Genomic DNA, 21,068 nt, shown 5'->3' with positions numbered 1-21,068 from the left:
AGCAGATAAAAACTGCTGGAGCACGCTGCTTAAATCAAAATGAATATGCTCTTGCTAATTATAACATTTAAGAAATGAAATATGATAAGCTAACAAACAATTAGCTAGCAATTGGCTTATATTATTATCATGACTTTAAAAAATAATATACAGAAACATGAAAAAGATATTAGGAATTACCGTGTTGGCTGCTTTTATAGGTGGGGCAGCAGCAATAGGAGGTTACAAACTATTTGAGCGTAATCAAACTGGCAGTACAATTTCTGAAAAACAGAACTTATATTTTGCCAATAATCCACTAAAAGTATCATCTGCAGGTACAGCCGATTTTACTCAGGCGGCGGCAGCTGTAGCTCCGGGTGTGGTGCACATTAAAACCACTTACGCCGCACAAAGCGGCGGCAGAAGCTCTTCTCCGTTTGATATGATGGAAGATTTCTTTGGTGGTGGCGGCCGGATGCAGCGTCAGCCAAGAGCGGCATCAGGTTCGGGTGTAATTATCAGTCAGGATGGTTATATCGTAACCAACAATCACGTGGTAGAAAATGCAGAGAAGGTTGAGGTGGTATTAACAGACAGACGTAAGGTGGAGGCGAAAGTAATCGGCCGCGATCCAAATACCGACCTGGCTTTAATTAAAGTAAATGCAACAGGTTTACCTGTAGTGAAAATGGGTAACTCTGATAATGTTCAGGTAGGAGAGTGGGTTTTGGCTGTCGGTTTCCCGCTGGATTTAAATACAACAGTAACTGCAGGTATTGTAAGTGCCAAAAACCGTAGTATCGGTATTATCGGCCGCGAACAACAAGGTAACGAGATCACAGAAGAAGAGTACCGTGAATATCAACGTACTGGTAAGAGACCAGATCGTCCGGCAAACACCAGTATCGAATCATTTATCCAGACTGATGCGGCCATTAACCCGGGTAACAGCGGTGGTGCTTTAGTAAATGCAAATGGCGAACTTGTAGGGATCAACTCGGCAATTGCTTCACAAAGTGGTTATAACCAAGGGTATGGATTTGCGATCCCGGTTAACCTTGCCCGTAAAATCGTTGACGATTTTATGAAATACGGATCGGTAAAACGTGGTTATATCGGTGTTAATTTCGTGCCGTTAAGTGGCGAAGAAAAACCAGAAGGCATTAAAACAAACGAAATCAGTGGCTTATATGTAAATGATGTAGTTCCTGGTGGTGGTGCTGCTGCGGCAGGCATCAAAGCTGGCGACGTAATCAAAAAAGTTGACGGAGTTGTAATTAACGATTCTCCTGATCTTCAGGAAAGAGTTGGCCGTTTAAACCCTGGTGATAAAGTTAAATTGACAATATTACGTGATGGCGCCTTAAAAGATTATACTGTTACCCTTAAAGGCGAAGCCAGTGTAGGTTTAACTGCAAATAATAATGCAAGCAAAGGTGCTGAGGTAAGTAAATTAGGTGCAACTTTCGCTCCGGCTACCCAGGCACAAAAATCGAAATATGGAATTAACAGTGGTGTGGTGGTAACATCGGTTACTACTGGCAAAGCTTTCGATAATATTGGGGTAGAAAAAGGTTTAATTATCACCAAAGTAAACGGACAACCGGTAAATTCTGTGGCTGATGTTCAAAAAGCATTGCCTTTAGGCAGAAACAACATGGTGAGTATTTCCGGTGTTGGTGAGCAAGGTTCGTATAACTACAGTTTCCCTGCACAATAGTTGGTTGTAATCAATTTTGATAAAGCCTCCTGATTTTCGTCAGGAGGCTTTTCTTTTTAGTCCTGATTGATCGGTTCATGGTGGGCATGGCAGGCCTCCGCACATTCTTCACAGGCTACTGCACATTGTCTGCAATGTTCATGGTCATGTTTGCTGCATTCCTCCGCACAAAGCCTGCATATTTTCTCGCAAAGCAACAGGTATTGATGGGCAATAACTGACTCTCTCTGCAATAACCTGGCCGCCTGGGTACAGATGTCTGCACAATCCCGGTCGAGTTTAATGCACTCAACCATCATGTTAATATCTTCTTCCTTCAAACACGATGAAGCACAATGTTCGCATGCTAACGCACAATCCAATAAAGCCTGGATTAAACCATGGTTGTTTCTCGTTTCCATATCGGTAATTATTTAGTTATAAATGTTTTGTATAATAATAACCCTCTGGCCATAAAAGGGTTTTAAAAAATGAACGGCTTGTTCTTTTTATTGGCATGAACATGGAGAACATATCCGGGGATGCCAGATGCCCTGTTCTATGGATTAGTGACTATCGGCAGTTGCCCTGAGGTATCATCAGGCATTTGCAGGGCTTAATTGTTAAAATACCTTAAATCTTCACGGATCAGTAATGTTTGTTATACGCAAACCAATATTCATCCGTTTTTCATAATCATGATTTAGCTTAGTTGTTTACCGATTGATAATCAGTGTTTACCGATATTCTGTCGATTAATTTTTTTTATTGTTCCATATTTGAATCAACAACCCAAACCGTGTTATTATTATGGCTTTAGCTCACATCAACCTCAGCGTAGTACAATATTTTAATTTCATGTGCAGAACCGATTTTGAAAGACGCATATTTCACGATACCTATAAAGAATTTCAAAAAAGATCAAAAATATACAGCCTAGACCGGCACCTGCATACTTTCTCGCAAATGCAGCAGGCCAATAGTAAAGCGAATGCTTTGCACCAGAAATTGCAATACGCAGTAATGAACAATATCACGGCATTAGAAGGTAAAATGCCGGTATTAAGCGATCTCGAAGAGCGCCCGGTACTTTTTGATTGGGCTGAATTACATATCTATGATTCCGACCTGCTGAATAAAGGTGCTCATGTAGTTTCCATTACCTATACCAGTCCGAAATTAATCCTGCACGAAATCATCGGCGATTTAATGATTTTAAGCTATAGTGGTAAGGAAGAGGAAACCCTGGTAATAAAAATTACCGAAAATCTGACGGTGAATTATGAGCAGCGAGAAACCCTCGTTTACAGCTAAATTTACACTTATTCTGTGGCAGGGTTATCTTTTTCGCTGTGATCCGCTATTAGAAAACAATTAAGGCAAGGTGTTTTTTTGCCGCCGGCGATGTTTTTTTGATTGGAAAACCGGAACGAAAGTCAGTTTTTAGCCTGATTTACCGTTAGAACCGGGGGGTGGATCGGGTATTAATGGGGTGAACTTCAGGCTTAAAAGGTAGCTAAAGGGCATATAGTCAATCTATTTGGACCTTATTTAAATAAAAAAAATAAAAAATTGATCTATAGGTATTTAAGTATATCTTTGGTGCAAATTAAAATACAATATAATGCAACAAGGAACAGTAAAATTTTTTAATGAAACAAAAGGTTTCGGATTTATCATCCCTTCAAATGGCGATGCCGAAATTTTTGTTCATGCTTCAGGCTTAATCGACAACATTCGCGAGAATGATACCGTAAACTACGATGTAGAAGAAGGTAGAAAAGGCCTAAACGCGGTAAATGTTAAAGTAGCTTAAGAAAACTCCAACACATAAATCGTAAAAGGTCCCGGTGCAAACCGGGACTTTTTTATGGAATCAGATTTTGTTTATTTCCTCCCGGCCAGATATTTACTGAGCTCACTATCAACAAAATCCAACGTTAGATCGTTATTGCTTAACACGATACCATTTTTATCGACTAAAAAAAAGTAGGTTGCGTTATAATTGCTCAGATTTTTTGCATTAGGCGATTTTGCCCCTAAAAGATCAGAGTATTGCGGCCAAATAAGTTTATCCGCTTTAATTATTTTTTCCCAGCTATCTTTGTTCTTGTCGTACGATACGCCGATAAATTCTACGTTCTGATGTCTGTATTTCTCGTACAGATCAACCAGTACCTTATTATTCTTTCTGCTTTTTCCACTGTAGGAAACCCAGCAGATCACCAGGTTGACTCTTTTCAGGATACTCAGGTCAAATTTTTTCCCATCAGGTGTTTCACCCTCAATATTGGGCATTTTGTTTCCGGCCATCATTTGGTTGGCCTGCATAATTTCTGCGAATAGCTTTTTACCCATTTTGCTTTCCTGTACATCCTGGTCTAAACTTTTAAAAATAGACAGGTACTTTTTGGTTTCAGAATCTGCTCTTCCAAACCTGTTCAGTAAAAAAATGGTTGCTTCAGATGTTGGGTATTTTTTAGCAAAAGCTTTAATCTCCTCCAGCTCGGACTGATGTTTTTTCTCCCTCCAGATATCCACTTTTTTTGCCTTTTCCATTATATTACTGCGTGTAGCGATGTCAAATTCATGTTCTGCGATAGCTAAACTGTCAAACAAATTTTTACTCATATTTTTTTTCAACTTATAGAAATTGATAAATTCTTCTCCTTGCTGTGTTGGAACAGCAGTGAATGGGTAAGTGTTGCTTTTTGCACCGTCCAGAATGCCTTTATAACTGCCTTTGTCCAGATAAAAATAAAATTCTTCTTTATTTTCGTTGTCTTGGGTTTTCAATATGGCATAACCCTTTTTGGGTATATTGATCTTAAATGTTTGATTGCCGTTGGTGATATTTTCGGCTTTTAAGGTCTCATTGTTTTCCGAACTTTGGATAGAGACTACTGCGTTGGGACCGAAGTTTTTGGTTTCGAGTTCAAATACAGCAGGTTTAGGATCGCAGGCTGTAAATAAACAGGCAGATAAGGCGATGATGCAGAGGTACTTTTTCATTGATGAAGGTTTGATCACGCAATATAACTAAAAAATTAGTTGTTTTTTGTTTGTTCCGATTAAATTTTCTTTTCACGCCCATAATCAATGTTTAAACCACGAATAACCCCTCAATCTTTCGATTAAATCTGAATATGCTTTAGAATGTTTCTAAATAAAAGTTTTATCGTTGTTTTGTCATATTCGTTTATAAATTAAACTCATAATTAGATACTTTTGCAAGAAATTTAGATATAAATCCTAATCAAATGAGTGGTTTCGGAAATGCATTTTCTTCATCAATAGGGAAGAAATTCATCATGGGTATTACAGGTTTGTTCCTGATACTTTTTTTAATTGTACACTGCGGTATTAATGCTTTGATTTTTATTAACGACGGTGGTTTAACATTCAACGTAGGCGCACACTTTATGGCCACCAACTGGATTATCCGGGCCGGTGAAATAGTGTTGTTTATTGGTTTGCTTGTGCACATTTTTCAGGCATTACGGTTAACCTTGCAGAACCAAAAGGCCAGGCCTGTTAAATATGCTGTAAACGACGGAAAGGCAAATAGCAAATGGTATAGCCGGTCGATGGGTTTGCTGGGTACACTTTTATTGATCTTTTTGGTGGTTCACCTGAAAGATTTTTGGGTGGTTTCCCGTTTTACAGGTATCCCAACGGTTGATGCCAACGGACATGAGGATCTTTACGCGGTAATGAAAGAAAAATTCCAGGATCCGGTAAGGTTAGCGGTATACATTTTGGCCATGTTCTCTTTATGCTATCACCTGTTACATGGTTTTGCATCAGCTTTCCAAACTATGGGCTGGAACCACTCCAAATATAATGGTATGATTAAAAGTGTAGGCGTTTGGTATTCGATCATTATTTCGATCCTTTTTGCAGCCATGCCGATTGCAGTTTATTTCGGTCTTATTCAATAATTTTCAGCACAAAAGATATGTCAGATATGAATTCAAATATTCCAGAAGGCGAATTAGCCAGCAAATGGACAAAATATAAGTCTTCTGTGCCTTTGGTGAACCCATCGAACAAAAGAACTATTGAGGTAATTATTGTAGGCTCAGGTTTGGCAGGTGCTTCAGCTGCTGCTACTTTAGCCGAAATGGGTTATAAAGTTAAATGTTTCTGTTTCCAGGATTCACCTCGCAGGGCACATTCAATCGCCGCCCAGGGTGGTATCAATGCCGCTAAAAACTATCAGAATGATGGCGATAGCATATACCGTTTATTTTACGATACAATTAAAGGAGGCGATTATAGAGCACGTGAAGCCAATGTACACCGTTTGGCAGAGGTTAGTGCCAATATTATAGACCAGTGCGTGGCACAGGGGGTTCCTTTGGCCCGCGAATATGGTGGTTTATTGGATAACCGTTCATTTGGTGGTACCCAGGTACAACGTACTTTTTATGCTGCGGGTCAAACCGGCCAGCAGTTATTATTAGGTGCATATTCTGCTTTAGAACGCCAGATCGGTATGGGTAAAGTAGAAATGTATACCCGCCACGAAATGCTTGAAGTGGTAAAAATCGATGGCAAAGCACGTGGCATTATTGCCCGTAACTTAATTACAGGTGAAATTGAGCGTCATTTCGGCCATGCAGTAGTATTGGGAACCGGTGGTTATGGAAACGTTTTCTACCTTTCTACCAATGCGATGGGCAGTAACGTTACAGCAGCCTGGAAAGCCCATAAACAAGGTGCTTATTTTGCCAACCCTTGTTATACCCAAATCCACCCAACCTGTATCCCGGTTTCAGGCGATCACCAGTCTAAATTAACCCTGATGTCGGAATCGTTGCGTAACGACGGACGAATCTGGGTGCCTAAAAAGAAAGACGATACCCGTAAACCTTCAGAAATTCCTGAAGATGAAAGAGACTATTATTTAGAGCGACGTTATCCTGCTTTTGGTAACCTGGTTCCGCGTGACGTGGCTTCGCGTGCAGCTAAAGAGCGTTGCGATGCCGGCTATGGTGTAGGTGCTTCTAAACTGGCTGTTTACTTAGATTTTAAAGCCAATACTGAGCGGTACGGAAGAATCGAAGCTGCTAAAGCAGGTAATCACAATCCGGATAAAGAAACCTGCATGCGTTTAGGTACGGCAGTAATTAAGGAAAAATACGGTAACCTGTTCGATATGTATGCACAGATTACCGGTGAGAATCCTTACGAAACACCAATGCGTATCTACCCTGCGGTTCACTATACCATGGGTGGGCTTTGGGTTGATTATAATCTAATGACATCCGTGCCGGGTTTATATTGTACAGGAGAAGCGAACTTCTCAGATCATGGCGCAAACCGCTTAGGTGCATCTGCCTTAATGCAGGGCTTGGCCGATGGTTATTTCGTTCTTCCTTATACCATTGGTGCTTATTTATCGAAAGAGATTTCGATAAAAGCAATTCCTACTGATCATCCTGCCTTTGTTGAAGCCGAGGAAAGAGCTGTAGGGATTTTAAATACTTTAATCAACATTAAAGGAACCAAATCGGTAGATCACTTCCACAAACGTTTAGGTCACATTATGTGGGAGAAATGTGGTATGGCCCGTAACGAAAAAGGTTTAAAAGAGGCGATCGAAGAAATCAGGGCTTTACGCGCTGAATTCTGGAGCGATGTACGGGTACCGGGAACAGCAGATGAGCTGAACACCGAACTGGAGAAAGCTGGCCGCGTAGCCGATTTTATCGAGCTTGGAGAGTTAATGTGTATCGATGCTTTAAACCGTAACGAAAGCTGCGGCGGACACTTCCGTGAAGAGTATCAAACAGAAGAAGGCGAAGCACTACGTGATGATGAGAACTATGCTTATGTAGCTGCTTGGGAATTTAAAGAAGGTGTAAACTTCGAACTTCACAAAGAAGAGCTGAAGTTTGAAAATATTAAAGTAGCACAAAGAAGTTATAAATAGATAAGAGATGTGAGATGTGAGGCATGAGATGAAAATCTTGGTCCTCATATCTAACCTCTCAAATCTCAAATCTGAGATACCATGAGTACAGGAAATATGAATTTAACGCTAAAAGTTTGGCGTCAAAAAAATAACAAAACCAAAGGCGCTTTGGTAGATTATAAACTGACCGATATTTCGCCAGACATGTCTTTTTTAGAGATGTTTGATGTATTAAACGAACAATTGATTAACAAAGGAGAAGAGCCGGTTGTATTTGACCATGATTGCCGTGAAGGAATTTGCGGAATGTGCTCCATGTTTATCAACGGTCGTCCGCATGGACCAAAAGACCTGGTGACTACCTGCCAGTTGCATATGCGTTCGTTCAAAGATGGCGATACCATCGTTGTTGAGCCTTGGAGAGCCGCTGCTTTTCCGGTAGTGAAAGATTTAACGGTAGATCGTTCTGCGTTTGACCGGATTATTGCTGCCGGTGGCTTTATTTCGGTAAATACAGGTAACGCACAAGATGCCAACAACCTGCCAATTCCTAAAATGCAGGCTGATGCTGCTTTCGAAGCCGCAGCTTGTATCGGTTGTGGTGCATGTGTGGCAACCTGCAAAAATGCTTCAGCAATGTTATTCGTATCCGCTAAGATCTCTCAGTTGGCATTGTTACCACAAGGTCAGCCAGAGCGCTACCGCAGGGTACAGAGCATGGTTGCACAAATGGATGCTGAAGGTTTTGGTAACTGTACCAATACAGGAGCTTGCGAGGCAGAATGCCCGAAAGGAATCTCTTTAGAAAACATTGCCCGTATGAACCGCGATTTTGCATCTGCAAAATTTATTTCAGAAGAAACGGTTTAAAATAAAATATACTGTGCACTCAGCTTAACCGCTGAGTTCTTGAGCCCCCGCCTTTTGGGGGCTTTTGTTTTATAATCATTATCGCACAATAATGCTGCTAAATTGATGTTATTATAAAATATAACAATCAATAATTTTTAATGATTTGTTAGCAAGCCGGTAATTAAAACTGCTACAGATTAACCATTTACCAATCGTTATGAAAACAAATGAAACTGTAGGCTTTAAAAACCGAAAGCTTGCACAACCAACTTACTTCAAAATAAAAGTTTGCGAAAGTCGCAATAATCTTATGTTTGCATATTAAAATTTTGTATTTTTAGAAATTTTATTCTGTGATATTTGCAGATACGTTAAAATTTTCTTAAATTTAGTCTTCCGAGACAGGAGAGAAAACATAAAACCCCGGCAATTTTGCTGGGGTTTTGTGTTTGGGAAGGAACTTAACAAAGTTAAATTTTGCCAGTTTTTTTTGCCTTTACCGAATTAAAGCACATCACTGCCGGTTTGGGCTAAAATGATTTGCTTTCTCATCGCTGTTTTTATTAAGGGGGTCAAATATTAGTTTTTCCCGGAACTTGCTTTTTTGGTCGTTATAACAATCACGCCGTTTTTGCCTTTCTCTCCATATATTTTTTGCGGGTCCGGACCTTTTAGCACCGTTATCGATCTAATGGATTCTTCGTTCAAGTTAAGATCTGTAAGCTCTTTTCCGTCTACAATGTAAAGTGGTTTTGCTTTAGGATCGAAATCTCTGTTCAGCAGGTATCGCCTTTTCACGGGAGTTTCTGTATTGGGTAAGGGACGTACGTGAAATCCTGATACTTTTCCATTCAAATTAGATTCATCAATTTTTAATGGGTTGGTTTTAAGCCCATCATTATTGCTCAGAAAACCATTTTTGGTTTTAACCTCTATTACCCCTGCAAAACCATCAGCTCCATATTGGGCCGTTGCTGAACTATCCTTTAAGATACTTACCGATTCGATATTATTGGGATCAACGCCGTTTAGTGATGCTGCGCCTCTGATATATTGTTTGTTCCCGTCAATGACGATTAAGGGTTCAATCCCTGATGTTGATATTCCCCTGAGTGTAATTTTAGGCGTTTTAATACTGTCTGCTTTTTGAGCAAAAACAGTAAAACCAAAGCCCATCAGCATACTAAATATAATAATGTTTTTCATATTGAATCTAGTTAGTATTTTTTTTGAGTTTTAAAAAATTAGAGCTTTTTATGGCGAGCTCTTATCACCAAGCTTGTAGGAAACGTTACTTTTTGTTTTGCTTGTAATTACAATTACACCGGCTTTGGCTTTAGGGCCATATAAATTAATTGCAGCCTGATCTTTCAGGACGGAAATAGATTCTATGGTGTTTGGATTTATAGTGCTTAAATAACTATTGTTTGCCAGCTTAACTCCATCTAAAATAACCAGGGCATTTTGATCTGCGCCGTCTTTAAAGATAACCCGGTCTGTTTGGGTATTGCTTACATCCGCTTCTTTTATAGGATCTTTAAGCCTGAAATTAACGTTGATGTTATATTTTACCCTCACCGTTAAACCATTCCGGATGCCCGGGTTCCATTTAGGTGATTCTTTTAAAACCCTAATGGCCTCCTCATCAGTGCCGCTTCCTAAACCGCGTGTAATCTGGATATCCGATAGCGAGCCATCTTTTTCAACCACAAAGCTGAGGAAAACCTTACCCTGAACATTATTTTCCTGTGCCATTTTTGGATACTTAATGCTGCCGCTCAGATATTGATAAAACTTGGTTATACCACCCGGGAATTCGGGTTGTTTCTCGATCGAAACGAAATCGTATACTTTGTCTGTATTTTCGGCGTTAACCGAGCTGATTTCGGTTTCACTAGGAGTGGGAAGATAGGATATGACATTAATCTGGTTCAGGTTTACATAATCGCCCGATTTAGGTAATAATTTATTCTTAAACTCTTCTGAAGATTCTGGAATTCTAAAACTTACCGTTAAAGCATATTTGCCATCGGCTATCGTTTTAAATCCTTTATAATCTAAAATTGCTTTCATTACCTCCTCATCACAGCCGGCACCTAATTCTATATTTGATCTGACATTGGTAACCTTGCCGCCTTTTAAATTAAACCTTATTTGTACATTTCCTTGAATTTGATTGATATTGGCTGACTTTGGATATTTGATTTTTCGTCCTAGAAACTGATAAAATCCTTTCCAGTTGGGATCTGTTTTGCCATCAATCGAAATTTTAGGCGCCACAATTGTTTTCTCAGGTGCAGTAACCAGGTTTTCAACCATCTCGATCGGCTTTTCCATAGGGATTTGATCGGCAATGGAGATCAGCTTCTCGCTTTTACGGACAGTAGCCGACGAAAATACAATTAGAAGGGCAAAGAGGGGGATGAAAATGCCATACTTCACAATGGCGATCTTTTTAGACCGCTCTTTATGAAGCATGAAAATTCTTTTTTTGATCAATGATTTTTCTAAAAAGCCATTGGTTAAGCTATTTGGCGAAATACCAAACGACTTACTGAGCAATAACATGGCATATTCGGCCTTGTCGCCCTGAAATTCCGCAGCAAGTTCATCAGCTAAAAACTCGTGGATGTTTTTAATGGCTTTTTTATAAAGATAAATAACCGGGTTTAACCAGGTAATGATCCCGATAATTTCAAAGAATAAAATGTCGGCCGTATGCCATTGTTTGATATGTGCTTCTTCATGGATATCGATCACATCCATTTGTGGTAATTCCTGATCAATTACTTTTTTTCCAAAAAAAGCAAAAGCCGAACCGGATTTATTTACGCTGAGGAGTTTTTTAACGGTTACTAAGTTAAACACCAATCTACCGAAGAAGAAAAAAATACCTGCGCAATAAATATAAACAAATACATTTCCCCAGTTAAAACCAGTATTACGTTCCGTTACAACGGTTGCCTGTGCCAATACGGCTTCCCAATTAACGGATGTATAGACCTGCTGCGCCGCTTTCTGTTCTGTTAACCATTCTAAACGGATAAAGGGGATGCATAAAGACAAAATACCGGCAGATACTAAATAAATGCGGTTTAAAGTAAAGTAGGTCTCCTTATCTAACAGTAATTTGTAAAAGCCAAAAAAAACAATTAAGTATAAGTTCACCTGCAGTAGGTAGTGGGCTGAACTCATTTTGGTTTATGTTTAATTTTATTGATCATTTTTAAAATTTCATCAACATCACTTAAATCCAGCTTTTCTTCTTTAACAAAGAAAGAAAACATACTTTCTACCGAATTTTCAAAATAATTGCCTAACAGTTTTTCTGTTGCATGGCGTTTATACTCTTCCCTGCTGATTAAAGGATAATACTGATGCGCCTTGCCAAAAGCTTCGTGACCAATGAAACCTTTGGTTTCTAAAATTCTGATAATGGTTGAAACGGTATTGTAAGCAGGTTTGGGGAGGGGGAGCTCATCAATAACTTCCTTTACAAATGCTTTCTCCAATTGCCATAAAACCTGCATGATCTGTTCTTCAGCCTTGGTTAAATCTTTAATTTCCATGATAGTTAATAATAATAAGGATGATGGCAAATAGGTTGCCTTAACTAAAGTTAAAACTAATTAATTAGTTGCCCAAATTTTATTTGATTATTTTGGAAATTAATGGCTAAAGCTTTTCTGCTGTCTTAAGATTTTTCTTCGCAGAGAACGAATTGGACTTAAATTGATCGTTTTGAGTGGTTTCGGAGACTAAATGGTGATCAGGTTGTTTTTGATGCCGTATACCACTAGTCCGGTGCGCGATTTAATATTCAGTTTGGCAAAAAGCGATTCCCTGTAGTTATCAACCGTACGGGGGCTAACATTCATCAGATCGGCAATTTCTTTATAGGTAAGCTCCGTACTGCAATGTTGCAGAAACGTAAGTTCCCTGGCAGAGAATGTTGGTTTAATATCGCTGTCTTTTAAAGCCACCAAAAGCCTGCCAGATACGAGTTCATTTACATAGAAACCTTTATCCACAATCACTTTAATAGCCATTAATAAATCAGATGGTGTAGATTCTTTAAGCATATAACCTCCTGCACCGGCTTTGAGCATGCTGATGATCGCCTTTTCATCCTCAAGCATGCTTAATGCGAGTACATGAACGTTTGGATAGTTGGCCTTAACCCATTTGGTGGCAGCAAAACCGTCCATTACAGGCATATTGATATCCATTAAAATAAGCTGAACTTCTGGGCGGTGATTGATCCTGGTTTGAAGATCGAGTCCGTTAATGGCTTCGAACAGCACTTCTATTTCATCAAATTCTTCTAATAAACTGGCTAATCCCGATCGGAAAAGGGTATGATCATCAACAATTGCGATAGAAATACGTTGGTTCTGCATATTTAAGGGTAGGGGATTTCAATTGAAATGGACGTGCCTTCGCCCGGCGCCGAATTTAGGGCTAATTTTCCATTGATCATCTCAATTCTTTTATAAATAGAATTCAGCCCCATTCCTGATCTTTTGGTTTTAACTTCATCTGGGACAAAACCTACACCATTATCAGTTACGCTTAAATATAATACATTTTTCTCGAGATAAGAATCGATCTGTATATGTTTTGCCTGGGCATGTTTTATAATATTATTGATGATTTCCTGCAATAAACGGAGGATGATTAGATCCTTGTCGGGAGAGGCGACCCCCAGGTCTGCCAGTTGGTTATTAACCTTTAGTTCATATGTTCCTGCCTTATTAAGCCAGTTAATTTCCTGATGTATGGCATGGCCAATGCCATTTTGTACGAGTTGCTCTCCATGTAATAGTTTGGCCAGCTCCCTTAGTTCTTTAATGGATTTATTAACAAGTGCCAATGAATTGTCGATTTTCTTTTTGGCCTTTTCTCCATCATCTAAATTTACGGAGTTTAAAGTCAGGGTGGTAAGGCTGAGCAACTGACCCACATTATCATGTAATTCTGTAGCGATGCTCTGCATGGTTTGATCTTGTACTTCAACCCGGGTTTGAAGCATTTCGGATTCAAATTTTTGCTGCATATTCTGCTTTTCCAGAAAATGGTTCTTTTTATGCCGGTTGTAAGACCTGACGTAAAGGAGTAGAAATATTGGCATCAAGAGAAAAACAAACGATGCCAATATTATTAAGGACATATTTTCCGTTGACGAGCTCTGCATATAAAAGAGTAGGCCCAAAAGCCATATAAAAAAAGATTTAGTGTTGTATAGATTATTATTCGCGTGTTATATTTTCCCAAAAATTTTTGCTGAATTATATCATCGAAAAAATTGGCAAGTGTACTTCCAAAATAGAATATTAATGTTCCGCCGACCCACCAAAATGCTGGGTGAGCTTTTAAATCTATATAATTTTCGTCTTTGAGCAGTAAATAAAAGTATAATAGGCCATAGATTACAAAAGCCACAGACGCTATACTTATGGTAAAAGCATTGTAAATGTTTATGCCATACATAAAAGTAAATGTGGTGTAGATAATCATTGTTGCTGCATATATTGCAGTTAGCCAGTACTTTATATTTATGTATTGTTTTATAAAAGTAAAAAATCCATAAGTAATGAAAGAAATCTCAAATATTGAATAGATGTTGTAAATGCATAGATTTGTATGATATTTTATGGCGAAGTACCTTCCAATCATTTCAGTTAATACTACAATAGCCATATAGCATATCGTTATTAGCCAAAATGCTGATTTGTCTTTAGCTAAAAAGTATATTGCAAAAATAAAGCACAGCAGCTCAATATATGAGCTGCTGGTTGGGAAAATAAATTTTAAGATATTCAGTATGTCTGAGTGAGAGGCAGTTTTCGCTATCATTTATTTACAGCATTAATTTACTGTCATCATCACATACCTGTGGACATAATTCAGATCTGTTCTCAGGGTCGGTAGGCTGTGGTGCGTCGCCTTCACAGCCCTCACCTTTATCGATGAAATAATCCACCCGGGGTTTGCCATCAATTATTTTGGTCACCACGAGAAGTAATGTATTCATTTCAGCATAAGTTGGAGGGATTTTATCTCCATACTCAAGGTTATTGATCTGATTGATGATATCATCAGTATATCTTCCGAAGTAAATCCTGATGCCATCTCCTTCAAATTCTGCCAATTTTTTCGTCAATGCCATAATTTGTTCTGCAGGAAACCAGGCCGCTTCCGTATAAGTACCTTTTTCAGAGTTCTGGCTTTTCCGGAAAGCAGCCGTCATTTGGCTGGCAATACCTACCGGTATTGTATTTGTTGTGCTGTTTTTAGAGTCTTTTTCTAACATTATTTGATTGGTAAATTAAGAAACTAAATTATACTTTTTTGTTTACTTAATGGTAAATAATTGGCATTATACTCGATTGAAGTCTTTTTTATTAGTAAGATTTGGCTTCCAAAATTAGATTTATAGAAAATAAATTTCTCAGTTGTGGAAACTCATTTTTTTATCCGAAGATGGATATACCGGTGCTTTCGATCAATCGCATTCATTATACTCCTATTTATATTTATATGGACATTTTTTGTAGTTTGAAAGCGAAAATGTCTTTTATCACAATTCATGATTTAAGTTATCATTATCTTATTTAAGTAATTGAGCTTAATAAATTCAATAATACCGTAAAAATACCCTCTTATTTAGGGCGTTTTGCACTAACGCTGAATTGTGCTGCACCACTACTTTTGGTATATCATAACAGCTCAATAAGTTGGAGTTACCACATATTAATGCTGTATGCCTTAAAAAAGACTCTTTTCGAACTTGTTCGAAAATAAGTCTATTTAAGATAAAGATTGACGATAAACAGTAAACCTATTTATTCTTTCAGATATGATAAACAATATCCTACTACAGGAAAATCACAGTTCGATCAGTGAAAGAGAAGTTGAGATTGTACACTTGTTATCCATGGGTTACAACAGTAAAGAAATAGGCGAGATGCTTTTTATCAGTGAACATACGGTTAATACGCACCGAAGAAATATGGTGAGAAAATTAGATTTAAAAAACTCTTATCAGTTAATTGTTTGGGCGTTTAAAGAAAGAATATTATCCCTTTAAGGATTAAAATATATATAACCTCTCATTTTTAAACGACAAAGCCGGCTATTTTGACACTAAATCAAATTAGCGGGCTTTTGTTTTTGCAAGTATTTATTACGGATTGCCAAACTCGCTTTCAGCGGTTGTTAACTGCAACTACTTTATGCTCTTTTTGGTTACGATAAAATACCCTATAATGAAGAATACCACAGCATAAATCAAACTTGTCCATATTTCCGCTGTAAAAATTGCAAAATCCATTGGATCGCCTCCTTTTTTTACCCTGGTCATCTTTAAAGCCAATGCTGGTAAAGAATAAGGGATCAGGTAGGCATATTTCCAACCTACGTTTGCTGTAATAATGCCCATAATGGTGCCAACAAAACCGGTTCCCATCGGTTTAAGGAAATCGGCCCATAGCAGGCTTAATATAAACTGGAGCGATAAAATGCCTAAAGAAGCTAAAAATAATTTAGCATAAGAGTTAATGAGAATATTTAAGGGGTTGTATTGATCAAAATTAAACTTCGGAACCACTACCTGTAATAACTGACCAAAGGAGTAAGTAAGTGCAGCAAATAACAATAAACAGATAAATATTAAAAATACGGCATACAGGTATTTGGCGGCATAAATTGAAAATTTATTTAAAGGCTGCGCAAACAACATTTTCCAGGTATCGTTCTTATGTTCGATGTTATTAACCGAAAAGGCCATGAATATTACATAAAAAGGCATGATTAGGAATCCCATTACGCCGAGCGCTGCTCCGCTGTATTTTGCCCATAATATCATTGGCGGATAGTGGTTCGCGATAATTTTTTCAGCGTCGTGATAAAAACCAAAGCTGATTAAGCCACAAATAATAACGGGCAACAATATGGCAGCCCAAAAGGCTAAGGTTTTTCTGGATTTGTAAAATTCTGATACTAAAGAAATATAAAGAGCGTGCATGTCAGTTGGTTTTAGTAATGTCGAGGAATAGATTTTCGAGATCTTTTCGTTGCTGATAAAGACTGCTGACCGTAAAACCATTTTGGATCAATAATGCATTTAGTTCTCCGCTTTTTTGCGGTGAAATAAATGGTACAGTAATTATCTTATCTGTTTTTGCTGCAATTTCATGGCCCTGTTTTGCTAACAGGACACTTGCATTTTCAATATCGTCTACTTCTATTTCGAGCATGGGCTTGCTCAGTAAATGAAGTTCGTTAATTGTACCCTGGAATAATAATTGACCTTTATTTATAATCCCAACGTGGGTTGCTGTTCTTTCTATCTCTGCCAATAAGTGGCTCGAAACCAGGATTGTTTTCTCGTATTTTGTGGCTAACTCGATCATCAGGTTCCGAACCTCGATAATTCCATTTGGATCTAAGCCATTGGTAGGTTCATCCAACAGGAGCAGCTCCGGATCTGAAATTAGCGCCTGGGCAATGCCTAGCCGTTGTTTCATGCCTAATGAATAGTTGTTTGCTTTTTTATTTGATGCTTCTGCCAGGCCCACCAGGGATAGCATTTCGTCGGCCCGGCTTTTTTTTATACCCAACAGGATACAGCGATTAATCAGGTTTTCGCGGCCGGTTAAATGTCCGTAAATGGCAGGTTGTTCAACCAGGGCACCAATGCGCTTTAAAATGGCTATGCGGTTGCTGTTTATTTCTTTTCCAAATATAAAAACCTGATCGGATGGCGACTTCAACAGGTTGATCAAAATTTTTATGGTGGTTGTTTTTCCAGCCCCGTTTGGACCTAAAAAACCATATATGCTCCCTTTCGGTACTTGTAAAGAAAGGTCTTTTACAATGGTTTGATTGCCAAAGTTAAAATTTAGGCCTACAGTTTCGATAGCGTAATTGCGCATGGCTATTATTTAAAAATAGCGGTAGCTTGTGTTACGATGGTACTTGGGCTTTTAGCAGGTTTAACCACTATTTCTGCATCATTTTGATTGGTGCTTACTGTAAGTGTTAAAATGATCATCATAAATACTGGTACTAATAAAAGTAAAAATGGCGATGTGTTTCCTAACTTTTTCATGATGGTTTGTTTTATTTGAGCGGTTACGAAAACTCCATCAGTAAGTAATGGTTGATTTTTTAAGTTGATTGCTGATGTAGTTTTCATGTTGTTTTCGTTTTGATGATTCAAAGAAACTCAAGAAAAACAACCCGCTAAAATCTATTATACCAAGCGTTCAAGATTCTAGATCAACAGACATTTTTGGCGTTGGTCGATAAAAATTGCCCATTGGGCCGTTGGTAGAAAAAAAATGCCCGTTGGTAGATTGTGTAAGTAAATCGATAAAACTTTATTTATTTTGGATGCATGAAAAAGGCAGTTCTGAAATATACGATCAGCTGCTGTTTAACTGTAAACAATTTGTAAATGAAAGAAGGTAAGGGAGCTTTAATATTGCACAGCATTTTTTGGGCGACTATAATAATAGGTGCTGTAGTTACCATCATAACAACTGGCTCAGAAATAACGATGAAGCGGGAGTTTATCTCGTTTGGTTTATTTGGCATCCTAAATGTTTCACTTTTCTACATCAACTACATTTTTTTGATCCCTGAACTCATTAAGAGGAGAAAAAAGTATTGGCTTTATGTTTTTGCTTTTTTTCTGATGATTGCGGTGTTTGCCTTGATCAAGACCATCATTGCAGTTTTAAATCCGGTGGATATGATGATCGTGAGGGGCCGTAAAGCAGAATATCATGTGAATGAGTATTTCGCCGGTAAAGCTTTTGTTGGTGGCTTTTTCATGATTAGTAGCTGTATTATCAAATTCACCATCGATTGGTTTGCAAGCGAAAGAATTCAGCGTAACCTGGAAAGTGAGCGCCGGGAAATGGAACTGCAGTTTCTAAAATCACAGTTAAACCCACATTTTCTTTTCAATTCGCTCAATAATATCTATTCGTTAGCCTATCAAAAATCAGATAAAACTGCCGATGCGATTATGAAACTTTCTGAAATTATGCGTTACATGATCTATGAAAGCAATACACCTACGGTAGCTTTAAGCAAAGAAGTAGATTATCTAACCAGTTACATCGAACTGCAGAAAATACGGTTTAAAGATGGCGCCTATATTGAGCTTACTTTAAATGGCGAGATCGATAATCAAAAGATTGTTCCTTTAATGTTGATTTCTTTTGTGGAAAATGCATTTAAGCATGGCGTGGTTACTGATCCTGCAGAACCGGTAAAAATCAATATCATTGCCAACCAAAAGATCTTGCATTTTAGTGTAGTTAATAAAAAGAACCAGCAGAATAAAGATGCACAGGGCGGAGTTGGTTTAACCAATGTAGAACGTCGGTTACAATTGGTTTATCCTGACAGATATAAATTAAATGTTGTAAATTCGGCTACTCACTATACCTGTGAACTGATGATTGATATATAATCCGATAACCAAGCATAACCGGGTATAAATCATTAATTAAAATAATAACCTAAAATGAATTTAAACTGTATTGTTGTTGATGATGAGCCTTTAGCGCTAGATATTTTACAGGACTACATTTCGAAAGTGCCATTTTTAACCTTGGTTAAAAGATGCGAAAACCCCATTGAAGCTTTGCAGATTGTTCAGGGTGGGGGAATAGATCTGGTATTTTTGGACATTCAGATGCCCGAGCTAACCGGAATCCAGTTTTTGAAAATTGCCGGCAATAAATGCCATTACATATTAACTACCGCTTACCCGCAATATGCTTTAGAAAGTTACGACCTGAATGTTTCGGATTATCTGTTGAAACCCATTGCGTTTGACCGTTTTTATAAAGCAGTAGAAAAAGTACACAACCAGGTAAAACCGGTTGAAGCTCCTGCCAGCGTGGCACAACCGATTGTTACACCAGCACCGTTTTCAGCCCCGCCAAATCCCGTTCAGGATTATATTTTTGTAAAAACGGAGCATAAGATCCAAAAAATTTACCTGCACGATATTTTATTCATTGAGGGCTTAAAAGATTACATTTCCATTTTTACCAAAGACGAGCGGGTAATTACCCTGCAGAGCATGAAAAAAATGGAAGAAGCCTTGCCTCAAAGCCAGTTTATCAGGGTGCATAAATCTTATATTGTAGCGGTTGATAAGATAGAAAGCATTGAACGCAGCCGCATCACCATTAACCAAAAAATTATCCCTGTTGGCGATACCTACCGCGATGAATTTTTCAGGGTGATCGGAAATAAGAACATCTAACAGGGTAATGTAAGTACGGAAATGTAAAAATGGAAGATGCGTCTGACAGCAATCGATTAACCAAATAAAGCGATTAAACTGACTGGGAAGCAGGCTGTGCCATGGGTTGGCCCAAAACCTTTCTGATTTCATTTTCTACTTCCAGTGTAATATCGTTCGGCGGTTTTACCCCTGGTTCTATTGGTTTTAAAACTGTCCATTTTAAGGCATTTCCTGTGGATAATGGAAACTTGCCAAAACGAACAATTTTCCATGAATTTTCTATAGCTACCGGAACGATCAATGCATTTGGGACTACTTTTAATATCGTGGCAATACCCCCATACTGGAATGTTTTCAACTGACCATCTTTTGCCCGTGTTCCCTCCGGAAAAATAACAGTGCTCCAATTATTCTCTTTCATTCTACGGCCAAGTTTTATAATTTCAGAAATGGCCTGCTTGTTGTCTTTCCGGTTAATGTTTGCACCACCACCCAAACGCAGGTTAATGGATATCGAGGGAATACCTTTGGTCAGCTCAATTTTAGAAATAAATTTTGCACTGTGTTTTCTTAAGAACCAAATTAGCGAAGGGATATCGTACATGCTTTGGTGGTTAGCTGCAAAAATGATAGGTCTATCCGTTGGCAGATCGTATTCGTTTTTAAAAGAGATCGAATTGAAAAGTAAAATCTGGCAATAGGTTAGAAAAAAATTAAGGATATCTACAGAAACCTTATGCGCTTTATAACCAAAAAGCTTAAAACAAAGCCATTGTATGGGATGGAAGATACAAAGGATTAATCCAAAAAAGATATAAAAAACAGGGCTTAAAATATAGCCGAAAAGCTTGCTCATCTGGTCGATTTAATAGAAGGCAAAGATAATAATAAATTATTCTGGTTCTTTGAAGATGTATTTTTCTTCATATTCAATCTCAAACATTTTTAATAATTGGTGTATTCTTCCAAAAAGGTCTTGCTTTTATGGTGCTGTTCTTGATTTTGGATATATTGGATAACCTGTTGGTTATGGCTAAATTAAATCAATATCAAACGCTCCTCTGGAGCGAAATAATTAATTGAATTGTTTTTCTACCGGAGGGGGATTGTTCCTATGGAACAATATATCAATTTTAGTTTCAACGCTTTGTCTGAAATGCTAATGCCTGTTATTCCGGCCCGAGCTTAAATAAGCCAAGAAACAGCGGTTTAGTGGGTTTAAAAATCCAGATTAATCCCGCTGTTTGTATGGTCAAAAAGATTGACTAATGAGGTCCCATCGGGACATATCCCGGGTAAAAAAAATATGCAATTTTTTATGTTCGGTTAGGAACCTTTGGTGA

At 38.1% G+C, this 21,068-nt stretch carries 22 protein-coding genes; 9 read left to right on the top strand and 13 right to left on the bottom strand.

Features of this window, described 5'->3' with window-relative positions:
• Positions 1-157: 157 nt before the first annotated feature.
• Positions 158-1,702 (top strand): trypsin-like peptidase domain-containing protein, encoded by a 1,545-nt coding sequence (locus tag GGQ60_RS15175; RefSeq protein ID WP_183765978.1) that lies wholly within the window; start codon positions 158-160, stop codon positions 1,700-1,702.
• A gap of 56 nt (positions 1,703-1,758) precedes the next feature.
• On the opposite strand, the gene GGQ60_RS15170 is transcribed toward GGQ60_RS15175, so the two are convergent.
• A complete protein-coding gene (locus tag GGQ60_RS15170; RefSeq protein WP_183765976.1) occupies positions 1,759-2,103 on the bottom strand; it encodes a four-helix bundle copper-binding protein in 345 nt (114 codons plus the stop codon).
• A 388-nt stretch (positions 2,104-2,491) separates the two neighbouring features.
• On the opposite strand from GGQ60_RS15170, the gene GGQ60_RS15165 reads away from it, so the two are divergent.
• Both GGQ60_RS15165 and GGQ60_RS15160 read left to right on the top strand, forming a co-directional pair.
• Positions 2,492-2,995: a hypothetical protein gene (locus tag GGQ60_RS15165; protein ID WP_183765974.1), complete on the top strand. Its 504-nt coding sequence runs from the start codon at positions 2,492-2,494 to the stop codon at positions 2,993-2,995.
• A 310-nt stretch (positions 2,996-3,305) separates the two neighbouring features.
• A complete protein-coding gene (locus GGQ60_RS15160; RefSeq protein WP_090984599.1) occupies positions 3,306-3,497 on the top strand; it encodes a cold-shock protein in 192 nt (63 codons plus the stop codon).
• Positions 3,498-3,568: 71 nt separating this feature from the next.
• On the opposite strand, the gene GGQ60_RS15155 is transcribed toward GGQ60_RS15160, so the two are convergent.
• Positions 3,569-4,693, bottom strand: coding sequence for a TlpA family protein disulfide reductase (locus tag GGQ60_RS15155; protein WP_183765972.1), 1,125 nt, complete (start codon positions 4,691-4,693; stop codon positions 3,569-3,571).
• A gap of 248 nt (positions 4,694-4,941) precedes the next feature.
• Here GGQ60_RS15155 and GGQ60_RS15150 point away from each other — a divergent pair, with 248 nt between their 5' ends.
• The 3 genes from GGQ60_RS15150 (at position 4,942) to GGQ60_RS15140 (ending at position 8,471) form a co-directional block, all read left to right on the top strand.
• Complete coding sequence (locus tag GGQ60_RS15150) at positions 4,942-5,622, top strand: succinate dehydrogenase cytochrome b subunit (protein WP_183765970.1); 681 nt, start codon at positions 4,942-4,944, stop codon at positions 5,620-5,622.
• A gap of 17 nt (positions 5,623-5,639) precedes the next feature.
• Positions 5,640-7,619: a fumarate reductase/succinate dehydrogenase flavoprotein subunit gene (locus tag GGQ60_RS15145; protein ID WP_183765968.1), complete on the top strand. Its 1,980-nt coding sequence runs from the start codon at positions 5,640-5,642 to the stop codon at positions 7,617-7,619.
• A gap of 81 nt (positions 7,620-7,700) precedes the next feature.
• Entirely contained in the window at positions 7,701-8,471 is a 771-nt protein-coding gene (locus tag GGQ60_RS15140; RefSeq protein ID WP_183765966.1) for a succinate dehydrogenase/fumarate reductase iron-sulfur subunit, read from the top strand.
• 561 nt (positions 8,472-9,032) lie between these two features.
• On the opposite strand, the gene GGQ60_RS15135 is transcribed toward GGQ60_RS15140, so the two are convergent.
• The 7 genes from GGQ60_RS15135 to GGQ60_RS15105 all read right to left on the bottom strand — a co-directional run bounded on the left by GGQ60_RS15135 (position 9,033) and on the right by GGQ60_RS15105 (position 14,766).
• On the bottom strand, positions 9,033-9,659 hold the full coding sequence (locus tag GGQ60_RS15135) for a TonB-dependent receptor plug domain-containing protein (protein WP_183765964.1): 627 nt from the start codon (positions 9,657-9,659) through the stop codon (positions 9,033-9,035).
• A 48-nt stretch (positions 9,660-9,707) separates the two neighbouring features.
• On the bottom strand, positions 9,708-11,648 hold the full coding sequence (locus GGQ60_RS15130) for a M56 family metallopeptidase (protein ID WP_183765962.1): 1,941 nt from the start codon (positions 11,646-11,648) through the stop codon (positions 9,708-9,710).
• The gene (locus GGQ60_RS15125; protein WP_147227562.1) at positions 11,645-12,022 is read right to left on the bottom strand and encodes a BlaI/MecI/CopY family transcriptional regulator; all 378 of its coding nucleotides are present in this window, start codon (positions 12,020-12,022) and stop codon (positions 11,645-11,647) included. The genes GGQ60_RS15130 and GGQ60_RS15125 overlap by 4 nt, the downstream gene beginning before the upstream one ends.
• Positions 12,023-12,211: 189 nt before the next feature.
• Positions 12,212-12,853, bottom strand: a complete 642-nt coding sequence (locus GGQ60_RS15120) for a response regulator transcription factor (protein WP_183765960.1) — start codon at positions 12,851-12,853, stop codon at positions 12,212-12,214.
• A 2-nt stretch (positions 12,854-12,855) separates the two neighbouring features.
• Positions 12,856-13,509: a sensor histidine kinase gene (locus tag GGQ60_RS15115; protein ID WP_183765958.1), complete on the bottom strand. Its 654-nt coding sequence runs from the start codon at positions 13,507-13,509 to the stop codon at positions 12,856-12,858.
• Between the two features lie 104 nt (positions 13,510-13,613).
• Positions 13,614-14,309, bottom strand: a complete 696-nt coding sequence (locus GGQ60_RS15110) for a hypothetical protein (RefSeq protein WP_183765956.1) — start codon at positions 14,307-14,309, stop codon at positions 13,614-13,616.
• Positions 14,310-14,313: 4 nt separating this feature from the next.
• Entirely contained in the window at positions 14,314-14,766 is a 453-nt protein-coding gene (locus GGQ60_RS15105) for a hypothetical protein (RefSeq protein WP_183765954.1), read from the bottom strand.
• A 546-nt stretch (positions 14,767-15,312) separates the two neighbouring features.
• Here GGQ60_RS15105 and GGQ60_RS15100 point away from each other — a divergent pair.
• Complete coding sequence (locus GGQ60_RS15100) at positions 15,313-15,543, top strand: response regulator transcription factor (protein ID WP_086548800.1); 231 nt, start codon at positions 15,313-15,315, stop codon at positions 15,541-15,543.
• A 138-nt stretch (positions 15,544-15,681) separates the two neighbouring features.
• Here GGQ60_RS15100 and GGQ60_RS15095 read toward each other — a convergent pair whose 3' ends face one another.
• The 3 genes from GGQ60_RS15095 to GGQ60_RS15085 are packed head-to-tail and all read right to left on the bottom strand — an operon-like array spanning position 15,682 to position 17,652.
• On the bottom strand, positions 15,682-16,479 hold the full coding sequence (locus tag GGQ60_RS15095; protein WP_183765952.1) for an ABC transporter permease: 798 nt from the start codon (positions 16,477-16,479) through the stop codon (positions 15,682-15,684).
• A 1-nt stretch (position 16,480) separates the two neighbouring features.
• A complete protein-coding gene (locus GGQ60_RS15090; protein ID WP_183765950.1) occupies positions 16,481-17,389 on the bottom strand; it encodes an ABC transporter ATP-binding protein in 909 nt (302 codons plus the stop codon).
• 5 nt (positions 17,390-17,394) lie between these two features.
• Positions 17,395-17,652 carry a hypothetical protein gene (locus GGQ60_RS15085; protein WP_183765948.1) on the bottom strand — a complete coding sequence of 86 codons (258 nt, stop codon included), beginning with the start codon at positions 17,650-17,652 and terminating at the stop codon, positions 17,395-17,397.
• A gap of 261 nt (positions 17,653-17,913) precedes the next feature.
• Between GGQ60_RS15085 and GGQ60_RS15080 the strand changes: the two genes are divergently transcribed.
• Both GGQ60_RS15080 and GGQ60_RS15075 read left to right on the top strand, forming a co-directional pair.
• Entirely contained in the window at positions 17,914-18,939 is a 1,026-nt protein-coding gene (locus tag GGQ60_RS15080; protein WP_221235978.1) for a sensor histidine kinase, read from the top strand.
• A 54-nt stretch (positions 18,940-18,993) separates the two neighbouring features.
• Entirely contained in the window at positions 18,994-19,743 is a 750-nt protein-coding gene (locus tag GGQ60_RS15075) for a LytR/AlgR family response regulator transcription factor (RefSeq protein WP_183765946.1), read from the top strand.
• A gap of 73 nt (positions 19,744-19,816) precedes the next feature.
• Here GGQ60_RS15075 and GGQ60_RS15070 read toward each other — a convergent pair whose 3' ends face one another.
• Positions 19,817-20,581, bottom strand: coding sequence for a lysophospholipid acyltransferase family protein (locus GGQ60_RS15070; protein ID WP_183765944.1), 765 nt, complete (start codon positions 20,579-20,581; stop codon positions 19,817-19,819).
• Positions 20,582-21,068 lie beyond the last annotated feature (487 nt).

This window comes from Pedobacter zeae (genome assembly GCF_014196715.1).
Lineage (GTDB): Bacteria > Bacteroidota > Bacteroidia > Sphingobacteriales > Sphingobacteriaceae > Pedobacter > Pedobacter zeae.
This window is presented reverse-complemented; position numbering and strand designations above follow the sequence as displayed.